Annotated in this window: 16 protein-coding genes and 1 pseudogene; 16 read left to right on the top strand and 1 reads right to left on the bottom strand. The window is 63.0% G+C overall.

The features are described from left to right. The first annotated feature begins 8 nt into the window (after positions 1-8). Complete coding sequence (locus tag QN224_RS10515) at positions 9-1565, top strand: adenylate/guanylate cyclase domain-containing protein (protein ID WP_283976599.1); 1557 nt, start codon at positions 9-11, stop codon at positions 1563-1565. 174 nt (positions 1566-1739) lie between these two features. On the opposite strand, the gene QN224_RS10510 is transcribed toward QN224_RS10515, so the two are convergent. Beyond that, a complete protein-coding gene (locus QN224_RS10510) occupies positions 1740-2759 on the bottom strand; it encodes a Gfo/Idh/MocA family oxidoreductase (protein WP_283976598.1) in 1020 nt (339 codons plus the stop codon). Positions 2760-2952: 193 nt separating this feature from the next. On the opposite strand from QN224_RS10510, the pseudogene QN224_RS10505 reads away from it, so the two are divergent. The 15 genes and pseudogenes from QN224_RS10505 to QN224_RS33865 all read left to right on the top strand — a co-directional run. Next, positions 2953-3165 (top strand): annotated as a pseudogene (locus tag QN224_RS10505) (glucuronate isomerase); the annotation flags it as partial. 175 nt (positions 3166-3340) lie between these two features. After that, complete coding sequence (locus QN224_RS10500) at positions 3341-4318, top strand: TRAP transporter substrate-binding protein (protein WP_283976597.1); 978 nt, start codon at positions 3341-3343, stop codon at positions 4316-4318. Positions 4319-4418: 100 nt separating this feature from the next. Further along, on the top strand, positions 4419-4979 hold the full coding sequence (locus tag QN224_RS10495; protein ID WP_283976596.1) for a TRAP transporter small permease: 561 nt from the start codon (positions 4419-4421) through the stop codon (positions 4977-4979). Positions 4980-4983: 4 nt separating this feature from the next. Beyond that, positions 4984-6267 (top strand): TRAP transporter large permease, encoded by a 1284-nt coding sequence (locus tag QN224_RS10490; protein ID WP_173512112.1) that lies wholly within the window; start codon positions 4984-4986, stop codon positions 6265-6267. Positions 6268-6274: 7 nt separating this feature from the next. Continuing rightward, positions 6275-7036 carry a FadR/GntR family transcriptional regulator gene (locus tag QN224_RS10485; protein WP_173512111.1) on the top strand — a complete coding sequence of 254 codons (762 nt, stop codon included), beginning with the start codon at positions 6275-6277 and terminating at the stop codon, positions 7034-7036. A gap of 28 nt (positions 7037-7064) precedes the next feature. Next, positions 7065-7913 (top strand): 5-dehydro-4-deoxy-D-glucuronate isomerase, encoded by an 849-nt coding sequence (gene kduI / locus QN224_RS10480; protein ID WP_283976595.1) that lies wholly within the window; start codon positions 7065-7067, stop codon positions 7911-7913. Further along, positions 7910-8674 (top strand): 2-dehydro-3-deoxy-D-gluconate 5-dehydrogenase KduD, encoded by a 765-nt coding sequence (gene kduD / locus QN224_RS10475; RefSeq protein ID WP_283976594.1) that lies wholly within the window; start codon positions 7910-7912, stop codon positions 8672-8674. The genes kduI and kduD overlap by 4 nt, the downstream gene beginning before the upstream one ends. 7 nt (positions 8675-8681) lie before the next feature. After that, entirely contained in the window at positions 8682-9029 is a 348-nt protein-coding gene (locus QN224_RS10470; protein ID WP_173512108.1) for a cupin domain-containing protein, read from the top strand. 159 nt (positions 9030-9188) lie between these two features. Beyond that, complete coding sequence (locus QN224_RS10465; RefSeq protein ID WP_283976593.1) at positions 9189-10175, top strand: BMP family protein; 987 nt, start codon at positions 9189-9191, stop codon at positions 10173-10175. Between the two features lie 11 nt (positions 10176-10186). Then, positions 10187-11599, top strand: coding sequence for an amidase (locus tag QN224_RS10460; protein ID WP_283976592.1), 1413 nt, complete (start codon positions 10187-10189; stop codon positions 11597-11599). Then, on the top strand, positions 11599-13125 hold the full coding sequence (locus tag QN224_RS10455) for an ABC transporter ATP-binding protein (protein WP_283976591.1): 1527 nt from the start codon (positions 11599-11601) through the stop codon (positions 13123-13125). The genes QN224_RS10460 and QN224_RS10455 overlap by 1 nt, the downstream gene beginning before the upstream one ends. Beyond that, positions 13115-14164 (top strand): ABC transporter permease, encoded by a 1050-nt coding sequence (locus QN224_RS10450; protein ID WP_283976590.1) that lies wholly within the window; start codon positions 13115-13117, stop codon positions 14162-14164. The genes QN224_RS10455 and QN224_RS10450 overlap by 11 nt, the downstream gene beginning before the upstream one ends. Continuing rightward, positions 14161-15105: an ABC transporter permease gene (locus QN224_RS10445; protein WP_283976589.1), complete on the top strand. Its 945-nt coding sequence runs from the start codon at positions 14161-14163 to the stop codon at positions 15103-15105. The genes QN224_RS10450 and QN224_RS10445 overlap by 4 nt, the downstream gene beginning before the upstream one ends. A gap of 23 nt (positions 15106-15128) precedes the next feature. Further along, positions 15129-16427 carry an amidohydrolase family protein gene (locus tag QN224_RS10440; protein WP_283976588.1) on the top strand — a complete coding sequence of 433 codons (1299 nt, stop codon included), beginning with the start codon at positions 15129-15131 and terminating at the stop codon, positions 16425-16427. Between the two features lie 476 nt (positions 16428-16903). Next, entirely contained in the window at positions 16904-17767 is an 864-nt protein-coding gene (locus QN224_RS33865) for an AraC family transcriptional regulator (protein ID WP_283976587.1), read from the top strand. Positions 17768-17834: the final 67 nt, after the last annotated feature.

The following is a 17834-nucleotide window of genomic DNA, read 5'->3' as shown; positions in this document are numbered from 1 at the left end:
CCATTGCCATGAGTATCGGCAACCAATTCCAGCGCCAAGCCATCGCCGCCCACGTGGAACAGCGGCTGGCCGGGCCAGCGCGGGCGATCATGGGCTTTCAAGAGCTGCTGCTCGAGCAGGCGCGGGAGCTCGGCTTGCCCCATATGCAGGCAGACCTGGAGCGGATCGGCGCCGCGGCGCGGCAACTGAACGACCTCATCGATCGCCTAATTGACGGCAACACCGGCTCTGGGAAAGGTGGGGAGACGGAGGCCAGGCTCCGCCATGATCTGCGCACGCCTCTCAACGCCATCATTGGCTATTCCGAAATGATCCTTGAGGATGCCGGGGATCTGCGAGAGCTCACGCTGAGAGAGGATCTCGGTGTGATATTGGCGGCGGCGGCCGAGCTTTTGAAGCAGGTCGACGCCATCGCCGGTCTTTCGCGCGGAGAAGCAATCGAGACCCTTCACCCAGGGGATCAAGCCAAGATCGACGCGGCGGAACTTGAACGGCTGCTCTTCAAGGCCGATCGTGGCGCATGGCCCGAGCAGGCCGGCAGGATTCTGGTCGTCGACGACGTCGCCAGCAATCGCGATCTTCTCTCCCGCCGCCTACGGCGTGAAGGTCATCACGTCGCCACTGCTGATTCCGGTCTGTCCGCGCTCAAGAGACTGGACGAAGATGAATTCGATCTTATCCTGCTCGACATATTGATGCCGGACATGAACGGCATCGAGATTCTCTCGCGGCTGAAGGGTGAAAACCGGTGGCGGCATGTCCCGGTGATCATGATATCGGGCTTAAGTGAAGTTGCGGCGGTAGCCCGCTGTATCGAGGCGGGAGCCGATGATTATCTTACAAAGCCCTTCAATCCGATACTGCTGCGGGCGCGCATCAACTCCGCTCTCGAGAAGAAGCGCTGGCTTGATCGCGAGCACCGCTATCTGCAGCGTATCGAAATGGAGAAGCGGCGTGCTGATTCGCTGATCCACGCGATCCTGCCCGACCAGATCGTTGCCCGATTGCAGGGCGGCGAGGAGGTTATCGCCGACCGTTTCGAAGAGGTTTCCATTCTGTTCGCGGATATCGTCGGTTTCTCGCCCATTGCAGCAAGGCTGCCACCCTCCGATCTAGTCAGGCGGCTGGATGGGATGTTCAGGACATTCGATTTCTTGGCTGAGCAGCATCGTGTGGAAAAGATCAAGACCATCGGAGATGCCTATATGGCCGCCTGCGGCATTCCAGAACCTACAGCGGATCACGCCGACAGGATCGTGGCTCTCGGGAAGTCAATGCAGAAAGCGTTGGGCGACATGCCCCCGGACAGCGACCGCTTTCGAGTCCGCATCGGGATCCATTCGGGACCGGTCGTCGCCGGTCTGATCGGCCGGCTCCGTTTTGTCTACGACGTGTGGGGAGAAACTGTGAACATCGCAAGCCGCCTGGAATCGCAGGGCGTTGCCGATCGCGTTCAGATCTCGGAAGCGACGAGGCGCGCCCTTCACGGTCAGTGGGCGCTCGAGCCACGTTGCGTACTGGATCTGCGGGGCATCGGTCCCACCGAGACTTACCTCGTGGAATAGAGGTGCGCGGCGGCAGGCCGACACTCACCCGCTCATCGTCCTCCTCAATCCTGTTGTGGACCTGTCCTCGTCTCCACGGTTCGAACCACGACGCCATCGCACGAACGGACGACGCCGTCGGGACCTATTCCCGACTGGCGAGAATTTTCGGCATCCTTGGGCTCGGGGAAGTGTTTAGAGATGCTGCGTCTGGCCGCTTTCGGCGGCACTGAGAATGGAGGCAATGAAGCGGTGAACCTTTAGCGCTTCGCGCCCGTTCACGCGCGGCTCTCGCCCGCCGGCGATGGCATCGAGGAAATCGGCAAGCACCGCGCGATGATGGTGGTGCGGGAACGCCATAGGATCGGCGCCGGCACCGCCGGCCGCGTCGTCTTCGAGCGACGATTCCGATCCATCGTGGAAGGAAGCGGTAAGGCTTCGCCCGCCGAGACGGGCCATGCCACGCGTGCCGATGATGTCGATTTCGTCCGGATAGCCGGGATAGGCGCAGGTGGTGGCACTCACCGTTCCGATCGCTCCGTTTGCGAAACGGATGGCCGCCATTGCCAGGTCCTCGGTTTCCATGCGGTGCACCTTGCTGGTCGCCGCATAGGCCCTGACCTCCTCCGGAAGGCCAGCGAGCGAGATCAGAAGGTCGAGAGTGTGGATGGCCTGAGTGAGCAGCACGCCGCCGCCATCGCGAGCCAGTGTCCCGCGTCCCGGCTGATCGTAATAGCTCTGTGGCCGCCAGTTGTGGAGACGCGCCGAGGCACTGACGATCTCGCCAAGGCGCCCCTCGTTGATCAGCTTCGCAAGCGCCTCACCGACAGGGCGGAAGCGGTGCTGAAGCACGATGCCAAGCTTTATCCTTGCGCGCTCCGCCGTTTCGACCAGGGCCTCCGCTCGCTCGTGTATGATCTCCAGCGGTTTTTCGAGAAGCACATGCTTGCCCGCTTCGGCGGCCCGCCGCACGAGCTCGAGATGCGTATTGGGCGGCGTCAGCACCATGACCGCGGCAATCGACGGATCACGGAATATCGTTTCGGCGACGTCACAGGTCGCGAAACCATAGGTCTCGGAAAATGTCTTCCGCCTCGCAGGCGTCGGGCTGAAGGCGGCAGCGACCTCAACCCTGTCTTTGAGGTCGAGCAGGCTTTTGGCATGCGGCGCCGCCGCCATGCCAAGCCCGATCACACCAATGCGCAGCTTTGCCATTTCGGTCTCTCCGTCAGCCAAGCGTTCCAAGCGTGCGCATGATCCCTCCCCAACGCGCTTTCTCCTCCGCTCTGTCTACGACGAGATGTCGTCCGACGCAAGAAATTCATCATACAACTTGATGAATTTCGTATGTTGACATTATACCTTACAAGCTCTAGCCATAGAAAACCTGTTGGAGGAGCGGGTCAAAATGAAGGGGCTGATCGATCCAGATCTTCTGTTTCCGGGAGAAGCGCGCGGCCTTTCGACCGGCGTCGACGCCCGGCCGATCGTAAGCCCGCATGGGCATACCGAGCCACGCTGGAATGCGATCAACGCGCCCTTTCCCGGTCCTGCGCAACGCCTCGTCGTGCCGGACCACGGTGTGTTTCACATGCTGTTCAATCAGGGTGTGACGCTGGAAAAGGGCATCAGGGGCGTTTCCGTTCACCCTCGCGCGCCGCGATATTGCGCGCCGGATGGGTGGACTGCGCATCGCGCGACACCGCCTCAGGGAGGCGCATAGGAGCTTGCGCCGGACCTTGCCTATGGTCCCGCAAAGATTCGAGACATCAAATCATGCAAAACGGGAGGAAAGCATGAAAATCTTAGTCAAATTTGCGGCAGGTCTGTTGGCTGCCGCTTCATTCATCGCCAGCGCGGCCAGTGCCGAGACGGTGCTGCGTTCATCCGACACGCATCCGGACGGCTATCCGACGGTCGAGGCGGTCGAATATTTCGGTGAACTGGTCAAGGAACGCACAGCTGGCCGCTACGCCGTCGAGGTCTACCATTCTGCGCAGCTCGGCGAGGAAAAGGACACGATCGAGCAGGTGCGTTCCGGCGTCATCGAGCTGAACCGCGTTTCGATGGCGCCCTTCAACGGCACGGTGAAGGAAACGATCGTTCCGGCGCTGCCTTACCTTTTCCGTTCTGAAGAGCACATGCACAAGGTCATGGACGGCGCTGTTGGCGACCAGATCAAGACCGCGTTCGAAAGCGCCGGACTGGTGGTCCTTGCTTACTACGATGCCGGCGCGCGCTCCTTCTATAACAAGCAGAAGCCGATCAATTCCGTCGCCGACATGAAGGGACTCAAGTTCCGCGTCATCCAGTCCGACATCTTCGTGGACATGGTGGCCGCGCTTGGGGCCAATGCCACGCCGATGCCCTATGGCGAAGTCTATTCGGCGATCGAAACCGGTGTCATCGACGGCGCGGAGAACAATTTCCCGAGCTACGACACCGCCAAGCATTTCGAAGTGGCCAAGAACTTCTCGCTCGACGAACACACCATCCTTCCGGAAGTGTTCGTGATGAACAAGGCTGCCTTCGACAAGCTTGCTCCGGAAGACCAGGAAATATTCAAACAGGCCGCCAAGGACAGCGTCGCCAAGCAGCGTGAGCTCTGGGTCGCCAAGGTCAAGGAGTCGCGTGCCAAGATCGAAGCGGCCGGTGCGACGATCACCACGCCCGACAAACAAGGTTTCATCGACGCCATGAAGCCGGTCTACGAAAAGCACGCCGCCGACCCGGTCCTGAAGAAGTTGGTCGAAGACGTGCAGGCGGTGCAATGACGAGTCCGATGGGCGGGCCTACAGCGTTGCGCGTCATTAGACGCGCAACGCTCACTGGAAAGATGCAGCAGCCTGCCCATCCCTTCGAGGGAATGAAACCTTGTCCAACGGATTGACAAAAATAGGCGGCGCGCTGTCCTGGCTGGGCACGCTCTCGCTCTGGTCGGCCGGCGTCGGCCTCGTCGTGATGACGGCCATCGTGGCGTGGCAGGTGTTCTGCCGCTATGTGCTGAACGACTCGCCGAGCTGGACCGAGCCTGGCGCAGTCATGCTGATGAGCTGGTTCATCTTTCTTGGTGCCGCGGTCGGCGTTCGCGAAAACTATCATCTCGGATTCGACGTGCTGCTCTACGTCGTCCCGAAAAGCGGCAAGAAATGGCTGCGCATGATCTCGGATCTCGTCGCCCTCGCCTTCGGCGCCGGGATGATCTGGTACGGGGGTCAGCTCGTCGCACTCACCTGGAACACCACCCTGCCCTCGCTCCAGATCTCCGGCGGCTGGAGCTACGTGCCGCTGGTTGCCGGCGGTGTCCTCATCAGCCTGTTTGCCCTGGAGCGCATCGTTCTGCGCCTTGCCGGCGAACCCATCGACGACCTTCTCGACGAAATGCCGCCGGCGGAGGTCGCCGCCGAACTCGACACCGCGAACGTAAAGGCGTGATCATATGGATATGATGATCCTCTTCGGCGTATTCACGCTCCTGATGCTGATCGGAACGCCGATCGCCTTCTGCCTTGGCGTCGCGTCTTTTGCGACCGTGCTTTATCTGGGGCTGCCGCCGCTGGTGATCTTTCAGCGGCTGAATTCCGGCATGAGCGTGTTTTCCCTGCTCGCCATCCCATTCTTCATCTATGCCGGCGACCTGATGGTGCGCGGCGGCATCGCCCAGAAAATCGTCACCTTTGCCGCCTCGCTGGTCGGGCATATCCGCGGCGGGCTGGGGCAAGTGAACATCGTCACGGCCACCCTGTTCGGGGGGATTTCCGGCTCCGCAGTCGCGGAAGCCGCGGCCGTTGGCGGGCTCATGATCCCGCAGATGAAGGAGCGCGGCTACGGCGCCGACTATGCCGTCAACGTCACCTCCATGGCGGCACTGATCGCGCTGATGTTGCCTCCATCGCACAACATGATCATCTATTCGATCTCGGCGGGCGGAAAGATCTCGATCGCAGATCTCTTCACCGCCGGTATCCTTCCCGGCCTCCTCTATGCGGCTGCCCTGATGGTCACCGCCTATTTCGTGGCGCGCCGGCGCGGCTACCCCACCGAGACCTTTCCCGGGTTTGGCAGGGTCGGCCGATATCTGCTGGTCTCGGTTCCCGGCTTGTTGCTCATCGGCATCATCTTCGGCGGCGTCCGCTCGGGCATATTCACGGCAACCGAGAGTTCCTGCATCGCCGTTCTCTATGCGCTCGCGGTAACCGTCTTTGTCTATCGGCAGATGACCTGGCAGGATTTCGTCCACGCCACCTTCGGCGCCGTGCGCACGACCGCCATGGTCCTGCTCATCATCGGCATGGCAGCCGCTTTCTCCTGGCTGATGGCGTTCCTGAGAGTGCCCGCCGCGCTGATCGACTGGATGAACACGATCTCGGACAATCCGATCATCGTGCTCCTCTTGATCAACGTCCTGATGCTGTTCCTCGGCACCTTTATGGACATGGGGCCGACCATCATCATCTGCACGCCGATCTTCCTGCCGGTAGCGATGGCCTATGGCGTCGATCCGGTTCATTTCGGGGTGATCATGATCCTGAACTTCGGCATCGGCCTCAACACGCCGCCCGTTGGCGCTGTGCAGTTCGTGGCCTGCGCGGTCGGAAGAATCTCCGTCTGGGAGGCCATGCGTAGCATCTGGCCCTTCTATCTGGCGGGGTTGATCGTCCTCGGGCTCGTCACCTATGTTCCGGCCCTTTCGCTCTGGTTGCCGAGCGTATTCAAAGGGTAATAGCATCATGGGCCACCTGGCCGAATTCAAGATCGAGCGCAAACCGAAACTTTCCGAGCGCGTCGCGAGCGCGCTCCGGCAGCAGGTGCTGAAAGGCGAAATCCCGCCAGGCCAGAAGCTGCCGACCGAAAGCCGGATGAGCGACATTTTCGGCGTCAGCCGCACCGTGGTCCGCGAGGCAATTGCGACCCTTGCGGCCGATGGCCTTGTCGAGCCGCGGCAGGGCGCCGGAGTCTTCGTCAAGGATCACCCGACGCTTGCCTTCGGTTCGATCAGCCTCGACGTCGGCAACAAGATCTCCCATGCGCTGAATGTGATCGAGGTGCGGATGGGGCTTGAGATCGAAAGCGCGGGTCTTGCAGCGCTTCGACGCAACGCCGCCCAGGAGGCGCAGATCCAAGAGGCCTTCTTCGAATTCGACCGCCTGCTCGAGCGCGGCGAGGCGACGGGCAAGAGCGACTTCGCCTTCCACCGGGCGATCGCGGCCGCCACCAACAATCCCTATTATGTCGAGGTGCTCGACGCACTCGGCATGCGGGCCATCCCCTGCGACGTCGCCTCGCCCTGGGGTACCGACAGCGTTCTGTCGCGTGAATATCAGGAAAGCCTGCAGCGCGAGCATCTGGCAATCCTGAAAGCCATTTCCGCCAGTGACCCGGAAGCCGCCCGCGCCGCCATGCGCGCCCATCTGACCGCCAGCCAGGAGCGGTATCGCGTCCGGCTGAGCGGTCAGCAGGCCGAGTGGGGCGCCGCCAAACGCCGGGTCTGATTTCCTTTCCCCAACCGAGAGCGAGCCGATGACCGCAAGCCATATCGACTACACCATCCGTTACGCCATCGACCCGGCCACCGCCGCACACATGGATACCGATGCACTGCGCGCGAATTTCCACATTGGCGATCTCTTCCGCCAGGGCCGAATATCGCTCACCTATACCCACTACGACCGCATGGTCGTCGGCGGCGCGATGCCGGTGGATGAGCCTCTGGCGCTCGAGACCATCCGTCCTACCGGCACGTCTCACTTCCTCGACCGGCGCGAACTCATTGCCGTCAACATTGGCGGCGCCGGCCGCATCGAATTGCGCGGGGAGAGCTTCCGGCTCGAGCCGCGCGACATGGTTTATGCGGGTTTGGGCGAAGAGGTCACCTTTTCGTCCGAAGATCCGACGGCACCTGCCAAATTCTACCTGCTTAGCGCGCCAGCTCATCGGGCGCTGCCGAGCCGCCATATCCGCATCGGCGATGCCAAGCGGCTCGATCTCGGCAGCGCCGCCACCTCGAACGAGCGCTCGATCTTCCAGTTCATCCACCCGGAAGGCGTGAAGACCTGCCAGCTCGTTGTCGGAATGACGCAGCTTGCTCCAGGATCGGTCTGGAACACCATGCCCTGCCACGTGCACGACCGGCGGATGGAAGCCTATCTCTATTTCGATCTCGCTGACGGCGCGCGCGTCCTGCATCTGATGGGCGAGCCGGCAGAAACTCGCCACATCGTGATGGCGAAGGACGAGGCGGTGCTTTCGCCGCCCTGGTCCATTCATTCCGGCTGCGGAACGTCGAGCTACGCCTTCATCTGGGCCATGGCGGGCGACAATGTCGACTACACCGATGTGGACATGGTGCCGATGGAGGCACTCAGATGAGCATGCCGTCCGCTTTCAGCCTTGCCGGACGCCGCATCATCGTCACCGGTGCCAATACCGGCATCGGCCAGGGAATTGCGGTCGCGATCGGCCGCGCCGGCGGCACGGTGATCGGCGTGGGCCGCTCCACCATGGACGACACCGTGGAGAAGGTCGCCGAAGCCGGCGGAAGCTTCATTCCCGCCAACGCCGATCTTTCGGACCGGGAAGCGACCCGCTCGCTGATCGACGGATTGTGGAACGAGCATGGTCCGCTGGACGGCCTGGTCAACAATGCCGGGATCATCCGCCGCGCCGACGCGGTGGATTTCACCGAGGCAGACTGGGACGACGTGATCGACGTCAATCTCGGATCGCTGTTCTTCCTGAGCCAGGCCTACGGTCGCCGCCTGCTCGCCGAGCAAAGACGGGGCAAGATCGTCAATATTGCTTCGCTGCTTTCCTTCCAGGGTGGCATACGCGTGGCTTCCTATACCGCGTCCAAGCATGGCGCGCTGGGCATCACCAGGATTCTTGCCTGCGAATGGGCTGCCAAGGGCATCAATGTGAACGCGGTGGCGCCCGGCTATATCATTACCAACAACACCGAGGCGCTCCGCGCCGACGCCAAGCGCAGTGCCGCAATTCTGGAGCGCATTCCCGCCGGGCGTTGGGGCACGCCGGATGACATCGGCGACGCGACGGTGTTCCTGCTCGCCCCGGCCTCGGACTACATGCATGGCGCCGTTATCCCGGTCGACGGCGGCTGGCTCGCGAGATGAGGAGACGATGATGGAAACGAAACTTTTCGCCCGCGGCGACGAAGGTGAATGGGTCGATCTCGGACAGGGCAACCGACGCCGGGTCATCCTGCACACGGACGAGCTGATGATGGTAGAATTCGCCTTCGAAAAAGGCGGTATCGGCGCGCCGCACTCGCACCCGCACGTTCAGGCGAGCTATGTCGCGCAAGGCAAGTTCGAAGTCACGGTCGGCGGGCATAGCACGGTTCTTTCCGCAGGCGACAGCTTCATCGCACCGTCGGGCGTGGTCCATGGCGTCATAGCGCTGGAGGCAGGCCGGCTCATTGACAGCTTCACGCCGCATCGCGCCGATTTCCTGAAAACAGGAAGCTAATCTGCGGTAATATGTGCGCGTGGCGGCTTCGCTACTTTGCCGTCCTAGGGTTCCACAGGCGCCTAGGCCGCTGCCGCTTTCTTGCTCATTCGCGCTGCTTGACACAATTTTGGGCACGCCCTAAAAATTCTACCAGTTGGTAAAGAGGGGACGCCATCCATGACAAGAGATCTGATGATGAGCCGGCGCAGTGTGCTTGCGTCGGGCTTGGCGCTCGGCGTGAGCGCTTTCGTGCCGACAGTTCACGCCAGCACGGCTATAAAGGTCGCCGGCATCCACGCGTCCCCTGTCGAGAACGCCTGGAACTCGGTCCTCCACAAGGCGCTGCAGGATGCGGCTGCTGAAGGCGTGATCGAATATGTTTTCTCGGAAGGCGTTTCGGGCACGGACTATCCCCGGGCAATGCGTGAATATGCCGAACAGGGCGCAAAACTCATCATTGGCGAGGCATACGCCGTCGAAAAGCAGGCCCGCGAAGTGGCGTCCGAATACCCCGAAACCGCCTTCGTCCTCGGCTCGAGCGGCAAGGAATCGGGCGACAACTTCGGCGTTTTCGGCACCTGGAACCATGACGGCGCCTATCTGGCAGGCATGCTTGCCGGCAAGATGACGAAGTCGAACGTCGTCGGCTCCGTCGGCGCCATGCCTATCCCGGAAGTCAACATGCTGATCAACGCCTTCGCCGCAGGGGTGAAGGCCGTCAACCCGGACGCCAAGCACCTTGTAACCTTCATCGGCACCTTCTTCGATCCGCCGAAGGCGCGCGAAGCGGGCCTCGCCCAGATCGATGCTGGCGCCGACATCCTCTTCGGCGAGCGCATCGGAACGGCCGACGCGGCGAAGGAACGCGGAATCAGGTCCGTGGGTTCGCTGATTGACTACACCCCGCGCTATCCCGAGACGGTCTTCGCCAACGCCCTGTGGGGCTTCCGCCCCATCCTCAACGCCGCGATTGCCGACGCGACCGCCGGCAAGCCGGTCGGTAAGGATTACACCCCATTCGGCCTGCTCAAGGAGGGCGGCAGTGACGTCGCCTATGTGAAGGGCGTTGCCCCCGCGGATGCCGAAGCGGCCATGGAAGCCAAGCGCTCCGAGATCAAATCCGGTGCCTTCGAAGTTCCGCGCATCACGGACGAGCCGAAGTAGCCGGCTTGTCGATGGCCGGCGATGCAACGTCTCTGGCAGAGGCGCTTCGGATGGGGCGCCTCACCGCTTCCGAAGCCATGGAAGCGTCCTTGGCGGCCGCGAGCCGATGCGCTGAAATAGGCGCGATCGTCCACCTCGACGCGACGCTCGGAAGAGCTGCAGCGAAAAATGCCGACGCCCGCCTGAGCCGGGTGCCGAACGGCGGGCAGCCCACGCCGCTTCTCGGCGTCCCGAGTCTTGCCAAGGATCTGGGCGGCCCCTTCACCGGTCTTCCGGTTGCGGCCGGTTCAAACCTGGTCGACCGCGGTGCTGACATGGCAGACGACAGCGATCTGGCGGCCCGGCTTCGCGCGGCCGGCCTTTGTTTCTTCGGACTGACCACAGTGCCGGAAATGGGCTTGTCGCTTGCGAGCGAGCCGGCGACAGGGCCAGTCTGCCGCAACCCCCTCGATCCTGGTCGGACGCCTGGCGGCTCCTCCGGCGGGGCGGCGGCGGCCGTTGCGGCGGGCATCGTGGCGATCGCCCATGCGACCGATGCCGGCGGATCGATCCGGGTGCCTGCGGCCTGTTGCGGCCTCTTCGGTCTGAAGGCGACCCGAGGCGTCATGCCGGCAGGACCGTCCTTTGGCAATCATCTCGGCGGCATCGCCAGCGAACTGGCGCTGTGCCGCTCCGTCCGCGACCTTGAGGCGATCTTCGGCGCGGCGGCCGGAAACGCCAGGGGACCGTTTGCCGATCCGTCCCTCGCACCTGCCCCGGCAGGCCCATTGCGCATCGGCCTTCTGGTCGAGACCGGCGAAGACTACCCGACCGAACCGAAACGCAGCGAGGCCGTCGAAGCGGCCGCCCACGTCCTTGAGGCGGAAGGCCACAGCATCGTCGCCATGCAGTGGGAAGCCTTCGCCGCAGGCGTCGCCGCAAGTGGCCGGGCGCTGCGCGACATCATCGCCGTCAATCTTGGCAATTTCGTCAGGTCCACCGGACTTGATGCCTCACGTGCGGAACGGCTGACGCAGGCGTTCATCAGCCACGGATCACGGCTCGAGGCGACCGCGCTCTGGGCGACGCTTGACGCCGCCGTCCACGCGAGCCGCGCGATCTGGTCGCTCTTCGACCGGGTGGACTGCATCCTGATGCCGATGCTCGCGTCGGCGCCCCTGCCGATCGGTGCCTTCCCCTTCGACCACGACGACATCGACCTGCAGATCCATCGCATGACGGCGTTTGCGCCCCTCGCCGCGCTTGCCAATGTGACCGGCTTTCCAGCGCTCACGCTTCCCTTCGGGGCCGACGGCGATGGTTTGCCGCTGCCGGTGCAGATCTTGGCTCCGATGGGATGCGACCGCCTCCTCTTCAGCCTTGCGGCACGCCTCGAGCGGCAGGGACGCTGGCAGCATCGCTTTGCAGTCGCGGGACTTACATAATGACCACCGCCGCTCTCGACATTTCCGGCATCAGCAAGCGCTTCGGCGATAACCTGGCCAATGACGACATTTCGCTGAGCCTTGGAAAGGGCGAGATCGTCGCCCTCCTCGGCGAAAACGGCGCTGGCAAGACCACGCTGATGAACATCCTGTTCGGCCACTACGTGCCGGACAGCGGCAAGGTGCTGATCGAAGGACAGGAATTGCCACCGGGCAAGCCGCGCGCGGCGATCCGCGCCGGCATCGGCATGGTGCACCAGCATTTCTCGCTCGCTCCCAACCTGACGGTGCTGGAAAACGTGATGGCCGGCACTGAGAGCCTTTGGCGGCTTCGATCTGGCACGGATGCGGCGCGGCAAAAGCTTCAGGGCATTTGCCCGCGGTTCGGCCTGACGGTGGACCCGGACGCGCGCCTCGGTGACCTCTCGGTCGGCGAACAGCAGCGCGTCGAGATCCTCAAGGCGCTCTACAACGATGCGCGCATCCTGGTCCTTGACGAACCGACTGCGGTGCTGACCAATCTGGAGTCCGAGCGGCTATTCTCGACGCTGAAATACATGGCGCGCGAGGGGCTTTCGCTGATCTTCATTTCGCACAAACTGGACGAGGTCATGGCCGCGGCCGACAGGATCGTCGTGCTGCGCCGCGGCCGCAAGGTGGCGGAGCGTCTGGCGAGCCATACGAACAAGGCGGAGCTTGCCGAACTGATGGTCGGCCGCAAGGTTGCCCGTCCCGTGCGCGAGCCGTCGGCGCCCGGCGAAGTAGTGCTGGAGGTCGCCGGCGTCAGCGTCAGCATCGACGGGGTGGAGCGGTTGAAGTCAATCGATTTCACCCTGCGCGCCGGCGAGGTTCTTGGCATCATCGGCGTGTCGGGCAATGGCCAGACGACGCTGGCGCATCTGCTGTCGGGCACGGTCAGGCGTGACAAGGGCGGCATCGTGCTGTTCGGTGAGCCGATCGGCGACCTGTCGGTGGAAGGCGCTGTGCTGGCGGGAATCGGCCGCGTCCCGGAAGACCGCAACAACGAAGGCGCGATCGGCGAGATGGCCATATGGGAGAACGCGATTCTCGAGCGCCTGCCACGATTTTCGCGCCACGGCCTCGTCGACCGGTCGGCGGGCCAGGCATTCGCCCGCAAGATCATCGATGCTTTCGACGTGCGCGGAGGCAAGCCGACGACGCGGACTCGCCTGCTTTCGGGCGGCAACATGCAGAAACTCATCCTCGGGCGCAATCTGATCGAGCGACCGCGCATCCTGATTGCGGCGCAGCCGGCGCGCGGGCTCGACGAGGGTGCGGTCGCCGCCGTGCACGAACGCCTGCTTCAGGCAAGGCGCGAAGGGACGGCAGTGCTGTTGATCTCGGAAGACCTGGATGAAGTCATGGCACTTGCCGACCGCATTCAGGCCATCGTCAACGGACGGCTTTCGCCTCCTGTTGCAGCGCAAGAGGCCGATGCCACGAAACTCGGCCTGATGATGGCCGGCGAATGGAACGAGGAGCACGAGATTTCCGATGCGCTTTGAACGACGCGAACATCGTTCGGTCGCACTGGTGATCGCAACGCCTGTGCTTGCCGTCCTCTGCGCGCTGGCGCTGGCGGGAATACTCATTGCCATTGCCGGCGCGCCCGTCCTGGAGGCCTATTGGCGCATTCTCGTCGGCGCTTTCGGTTCGCGGCTTTCGGCGACAGAGACCCTGACCCGCGCAAGCCCGCTCATTCTGACGGGCCTCGCCGCGGCCGTCGCGTTCCGGGCGCGGCTCTGGAATATCGGCGGCGAGGGCCAGTTTTATCTCGGCGCGATCTCGGTTGCCGCCGCGAGCTCACAGCTCCTCGCCGGCCTGCCCTCGGCGGTGCAGATCCCGTTGCTTCTCGCGGTCGGTGCAGCGGCCGGCATCGTGCTGCTGCTCGTACCACTGTGGCTGAGGCTGTCCTTTTCCGTCGACGAAGTCGTGACCACACTTCTCCTCAATTTCGTCGCCCTGCTCTTCGTCTCCATGCTGATCGATGGCGTTCTGAAGGACCCGATGGCCTTCGGCTGGCCACAATCCCAACCGGTCGCCGACGACGCGGTCCTGCCTAAACTTCTCGCCCGATCCCGCCTCCATATCGGCCTGGGGATCGGGCTCATGCTCGCCGTCGCCGTCCATCTCGTGCAGTCGCGCACGGTGTTCGGCATGCAGTCGCGCGCGGCCGGCCTCAATCCCGCCGGGGCAGTATTCGCCGGCGTGCCACTCGGCCGCACGCTGGTGAAGGTGGCTTGCATCTCAGGCGGACTCGCCGGCCTCGCGGGGGCCATCGAAGTCATGGGCGTGCAGGGCTACGTGACGACGGACCTGTCGCCGGGTTACGGCTATTCCGGCATCGTCGTGGCCATGCTCGCCAATCTCAATCCTTTGGGCGTCGTGCTGGCCGCCCTGTTCACGGCCGTCATGTTCGTCGGCGCCGACGGGATGAGCCGCAGCATGGGCATTCCCACATATATTGCCGATGTGACGGTGGCCCTGTCGCTGATCAGTATGCTGGTCGGCGTCTTCTTCACCCAGTACAGGATTCGCCGATGAACGCCGTGATCGACATTTTCGCTTCGGCGGGCCTCTGGGCGGCTGTCCTGCGCATTGCGACGCCGCTGATCCTTGGCACGCTCGGGGCGCTCCTTTGCGAGCGCTCCGGCGTCCTGAACCTCGGCATAGAGGGCATCATGACCTTCGGCGCGATGATCGGTTGGCTGGCAGTTTATAACGGCGCCAATCTCTGGACCGGCCTGCTGGTCGCGGCCCTCGCCGGCGGGGTCTTCGGCCTGCTGCACGCGGCGCTGACGGTGACGCTCGGCCTGTCTCAGCATGTCTCCGGTCTCGGCGTGACGCTTTTCGCCTCGAGCTTCAGCTACTACGTCTTCCGGTTATTGGTGCCGGTGGCAGGCACACCGCCGACAATCGAGCCGTTCCAGCCGATAGACCTGCCGGCGCTCTCATTCCTCCCCTTCATTGGTCCGGCACTCTTCACGCAGACGCTGCCGACCTACGGGGCGATCGCGTTGGCGCTGGTCCTCGGCTACGTGCTCTTCCGCACGCCGCTCGGGCTTGCCATCCGCATGACAGGCGAAAATCCGCACGCCGCCGAGGCACAGGGTATCAACCCGATGGTGATGCGCTACGGCGCCGTCATCTTCGGCAGCGCGGTGATGGGTGTCGGCGGGGCCTTCCTGACACTCTCGGCCTTCAACAGCTTCTTCCCGACCATGGTGCAGGGACGGGGCTGGATCTGCATCGCGCTCGTCGTTTTCGCCTCCTGGCGTCCGGGCCGTGCGCTCATCGGCGCTTTGCTGTTTGCGCTATTCGACGGCTTCCAGCTCCGCTTGCAAGCGGTGCTGGGCGGCGGCGTCCCCTACCAGATCTTCCTGATGATCCCCTATCTGCTGTCGATCGCGGCGCTGGCGCTGATGGCCCGGCGCGCCCGCGTCCCCCAGGCTCTGATGCAACCTTACCGGCGCGGCGAGCGCTGAGCGAACACCCGGAGAACTGATTCATGTTCGACCTGATCATCCGCAACGCCAACCTTCCGGACGGCCGCCAAGGTCTTGATATCGGCCTTGCAGGTGGCAGGATCGCCGCCATCGAGAAATCGATTGCCGCGACCGCCGGCGAGGAGATCGACGCGAGCGGTCGCCTCGTCAGCCCGCCGTTCTGCGATCCGCATTTTCATATGGATGCGACGCTGTCGCTCGGCATGCCGCGAATGAACGTCTCCGGGACGCTGCTGGAGGGTATCGGGCTGTGGGGCGAACTGCGCCCGCTCTTGACGAAGGAAGCGTTGGTCGAGCGGGCGCTGCGTTATTGCGACCTCGCCGTCAGCCAGGGCCTTCTCTATATTCGCAGCCATGTGGACACTTCCGATCCGCGCCTTGTGACAGCCGAAGCGCTGCTGGAGGTCAAGGAAAAGGTCGCTCCCTATATTAACCTGCAACTCGTCGCCTTCCCCCAGGACGGCTACTACCGCGCCCCGGACGGGATAGCTTCGCTTGAGCGCGCACTCGACATGGGTGTCGACATCGTCGGCGGCATTCCGCATTTCGAACGGACGATGGAAGACGGCGCCCGCTCGGTCGAGGCGCTGTGCCGCGTTGCCGCCGACCGTGGGCTGCCGGTCGACATGCATTGTGACGAGACCGACGATCCGATGTCGCGCCACATCGAAACGCTGGCGGCCCAGACGGTGCGTTTCGGCCTCCAGGGACGCGTCGCCGGTTCACATCTCACCTCGATGCACTCCATGGACAACTATTACGTTTCCAAGCTCATCCCTCTTATGGCCGAGGCGGAGATCAACGTGATCCCCAATCCGTTGATCAACATCATGCTGCAGGGCCGTCACGACACCTACCCGAAGCGGCGCGGCATGACACGGGTGCGGGAGCTGATGGCGGCCGGCCTCAACGTCTCCTTCGGGCATGACTGCGTCATGGACCCCTGGTACTCGATGGGCTCGGGCGATATGCTGGAGGTGGCCCACATGGCAATCCATGTGGCGCAGATGGCCGGGATCGAGGACAAGCACAAGATCTTCGACGCGATTACCGTCAATTCGGCAAAGACCATGGGGCTCGAAGGTTACGGCCTCGAAGTCGGCTGCAAGGCGGATCTCATCGTGCTGCAGGCGGCCGACGTCATCGAGGCGCTGAGATTGAAGGCGAACCGCCTGTTCGTTATCAAGTCCGGCAAGGTCATCAGCAGGACCGCGCCCCGCATCAGCGAGCTTTTCCTTGGCGGGCGCCCGGCGTCGATCGACATAGGAAGCGATTACGTGCCCTCAGCGCCCGGGCGCTGACAGGATCGGCGCGCTTCCGCCCTTGGCGCGATTCCAGGAAAAGCATGGAGCGGTGTTCCGTCCGGAATTGGGTCATTTCAAAGAGTTAGATCTTCGCACGGCCACAAGTTGGAAGAGGAGGCGCTCGTCGCGCTTCATAACAATCCGTTATATTGACTCGCGCGGAAATCATTAACGGATACGTCCCGCCTGTTACACTCCCTTGCGTTCGTCATCTTGGGAGGAAAGGACGACTGCAACGCCGCAGACGCTTTACGAGGAGAACTCGTCTGCCGCCGGCCGGTTACAATTTTGTTCCTTCAAAGCAGAAGAACCCGACCGCGAGATGAACGCTCACGGCGCTGCACCCCAGCATGCGACCCTTCTGTTCATGTGTCCGAATGGCAAGAACAACCCCCGGCCGGCGGAAGGGTATTCAAGCGGCGGTGATGCTGGGGAATGAAAGCGAATGAGGTCAGACTGGGGAGGATGACCAAGTGACGGCGACTATTAGGCGCGCGAGAAAGCTTCGCTACGGTGGACTGGAGCAATTTCCGGCACGCGGCAGCTACGGCGGCATCGACTACTGCATTGCGGGCGCGCAACCCTATACGCTTGAGTTCGCCAATGAGGTCGACGTCATATGCCTGCTCCTCGGAGACATCTTTTCGAAAGCCAAGTTCGAGGATGACAGTGAGGAAGCGCTGCTATTCCACGGCGAAACCGCCGCCTTTCACCCCCGCAAAGGCAACGTCCGCGTCGCGACAAGTACGGTCCATCATGGTTTCATCGCCTTCTCCTACTCCGATGAGTTCCAGGGCTCCATAAGCGACCGCAGCCTCGATGGAGCGCGAAGCGCCGGAAGCACCAACAATATTCGGCTGAGATCGATCAGTCATCTTGCCAGCTATGCCCGCGAGCGCCTCCGCTTCAACCGGCCGCTCGATCCGCTGGAGATCAACTATCTCGGCGGCCTGGTCTATCTCGAGACGATGCGCGGCCTTCATTCCGTCAAGCCCGCGCGTGCCGCCGCGCTTTCGGATGCCGAGTTCGACCGCCTCACTGCCTTCATTGATGCTGAACTTGAGAGCGACATTAGCTGCGCCCGCCTGAGCCGGATCGTCGAGTTGCCGTTGCGCGTGGTATTCGAGGGCATAAAGGCGCGTACGGGGCTGCCGCCGTACCAGTTCGTCCTGAAACGGCGGGTCGAGCAAGCGCAGAAGCTTCTCTCCCAATCTGACCTTTCGATCGCCGAAGTCGCTTTCCGCTGCGGTTTCTCATCGCAGCAACACATGACATCGGTCTTGAACCGAAAGCTGGGTTGTACCCCCGGTCAGGTTCGCTTCAAAGGTCTCGGGTGACCTCTTACGGCCTGCCTGACCGCAAGCCGGGACGTCCCTCCCGCCACGTCGATACGGCGCCGATCAC

The organism is Sinorhizobium sp. 7-81 (assembly GCF_030124405.1).
GTDB lineage: Bacteria > Pseudomonadota > Alphaproteobacteria > Rhizobiales > Rhizobiaceae > Sinorhizobium > Sinorhizobium psoraleae.
The sequence above is the reverse complement of the archived record's forward strand: the minus strand, read 5'-3'. Positions and strand labels throughout refer to the sequence as shown.

What these genes read in the sequence shown, in the direction of transcription:
- kduD (WP_283976594.1), top strand. Translation starts at nt 7,910, where the DNA reads ATGAGCATGCCGTCCGCTTTCAGCCTTGCCGGACGCCGCATCATCGTC.
- QN224_RS10465 (WP_283976593.1), top strand. Translation starts at nt 9,189, where the DNA reads ATGACAAGAGATCTGATGATGAGCCGGCGCAGTGTGCTTGCGTCGGGC.
- QN224_RS10440 (WP_283976588.1), top strand. Translation starts at nt 15,129, where the DNA reads ATGTTCGACCTGATCATCCGCAACGCCAACCTTCCGGACGGCCGCCAA.
- QN224_RS10470 (WP_173512108.1), top strand. Translation starts at nt 8,682, where the DNA reads ATGATGGAAACGAAACTTTTCGCCCGCGGCGACGAAGGTGAATGGGTC.
- QN224_RS10500 (WP_283976597.1), top strand. Translation starts at nt 3,341, where the DNA reads ATGAAAATCTTAGTCAAATTTGCGGCAGGTCTGTTGGCTGCCGCTTCA.
- kduI (WP_283976595.1), top strand. Translation starts at nt 7,065, where the DNA reads ATGACCGCAAGCCATATCGACTACACCATCCGTTACGCCATCGACCCG.
- QN224_RS10510 (WP_283976598.1), bottom strand. Translation starts at nt 2,759, where the DNA reads ATGGCAAAGCTGCGCATTGGTGTGATCGGGCTTGGCATGGCGGCGGCG.
- QN224_RS10515 (WP_283976599.1), top strand. Translation starts at nt 9, where the DNA reads ATGAGTATCGGCAACCAATTCCAGCGCCAAGCCATCGCCGCCCACGTG.
- QN224_RS10450 (WP_283976590.1), top strand. Translation starts at nt 13,115, where the DNA reads ATGCGCTTTGAACGACGCGAACATCGTTCGGTCGCACTGGTGATCGCA.
- QN224_RS10490 (WP_173512112.1), top strand. Translation starts at nt 4,984, where the DNA reads ATGGATATGATGATCCTCTTCGGCGTATTCACGCTCCTGATGCTGATC.
- QN224_RS10445 (WP_283976589.1), top strand. Translation starts at nt 14,161, where the DNA reads ATGAACGCCGTGATCGACATTTTCGCTTCGGCGGGCCTCTGGGCGGCT.
- QN224_RS10485 (WP_173512111.1), top strand. Translation starts at nt 6,275, where the DNA reads ATGGGCCACCTGGCCGAATTCAAGATCGAGCGCAAACCGAAACTTTCC.
- QN224_RS10455 (WP_283976591.1), top strand. Translation starts at nt 11,599, where the DNA reads ATGACCACCGCCGCTCTCGACATTTCCGGCATCAGCAAGCGCTTCGGC.
- QN224_RS10460 (WP_283976592.1), top strand. Translation starts at nt 10,187, where the DNA reads ATGGCCGGCGATGCAACGTCTCTGGCAGAGGCGCTTCGGATGGGGCGC.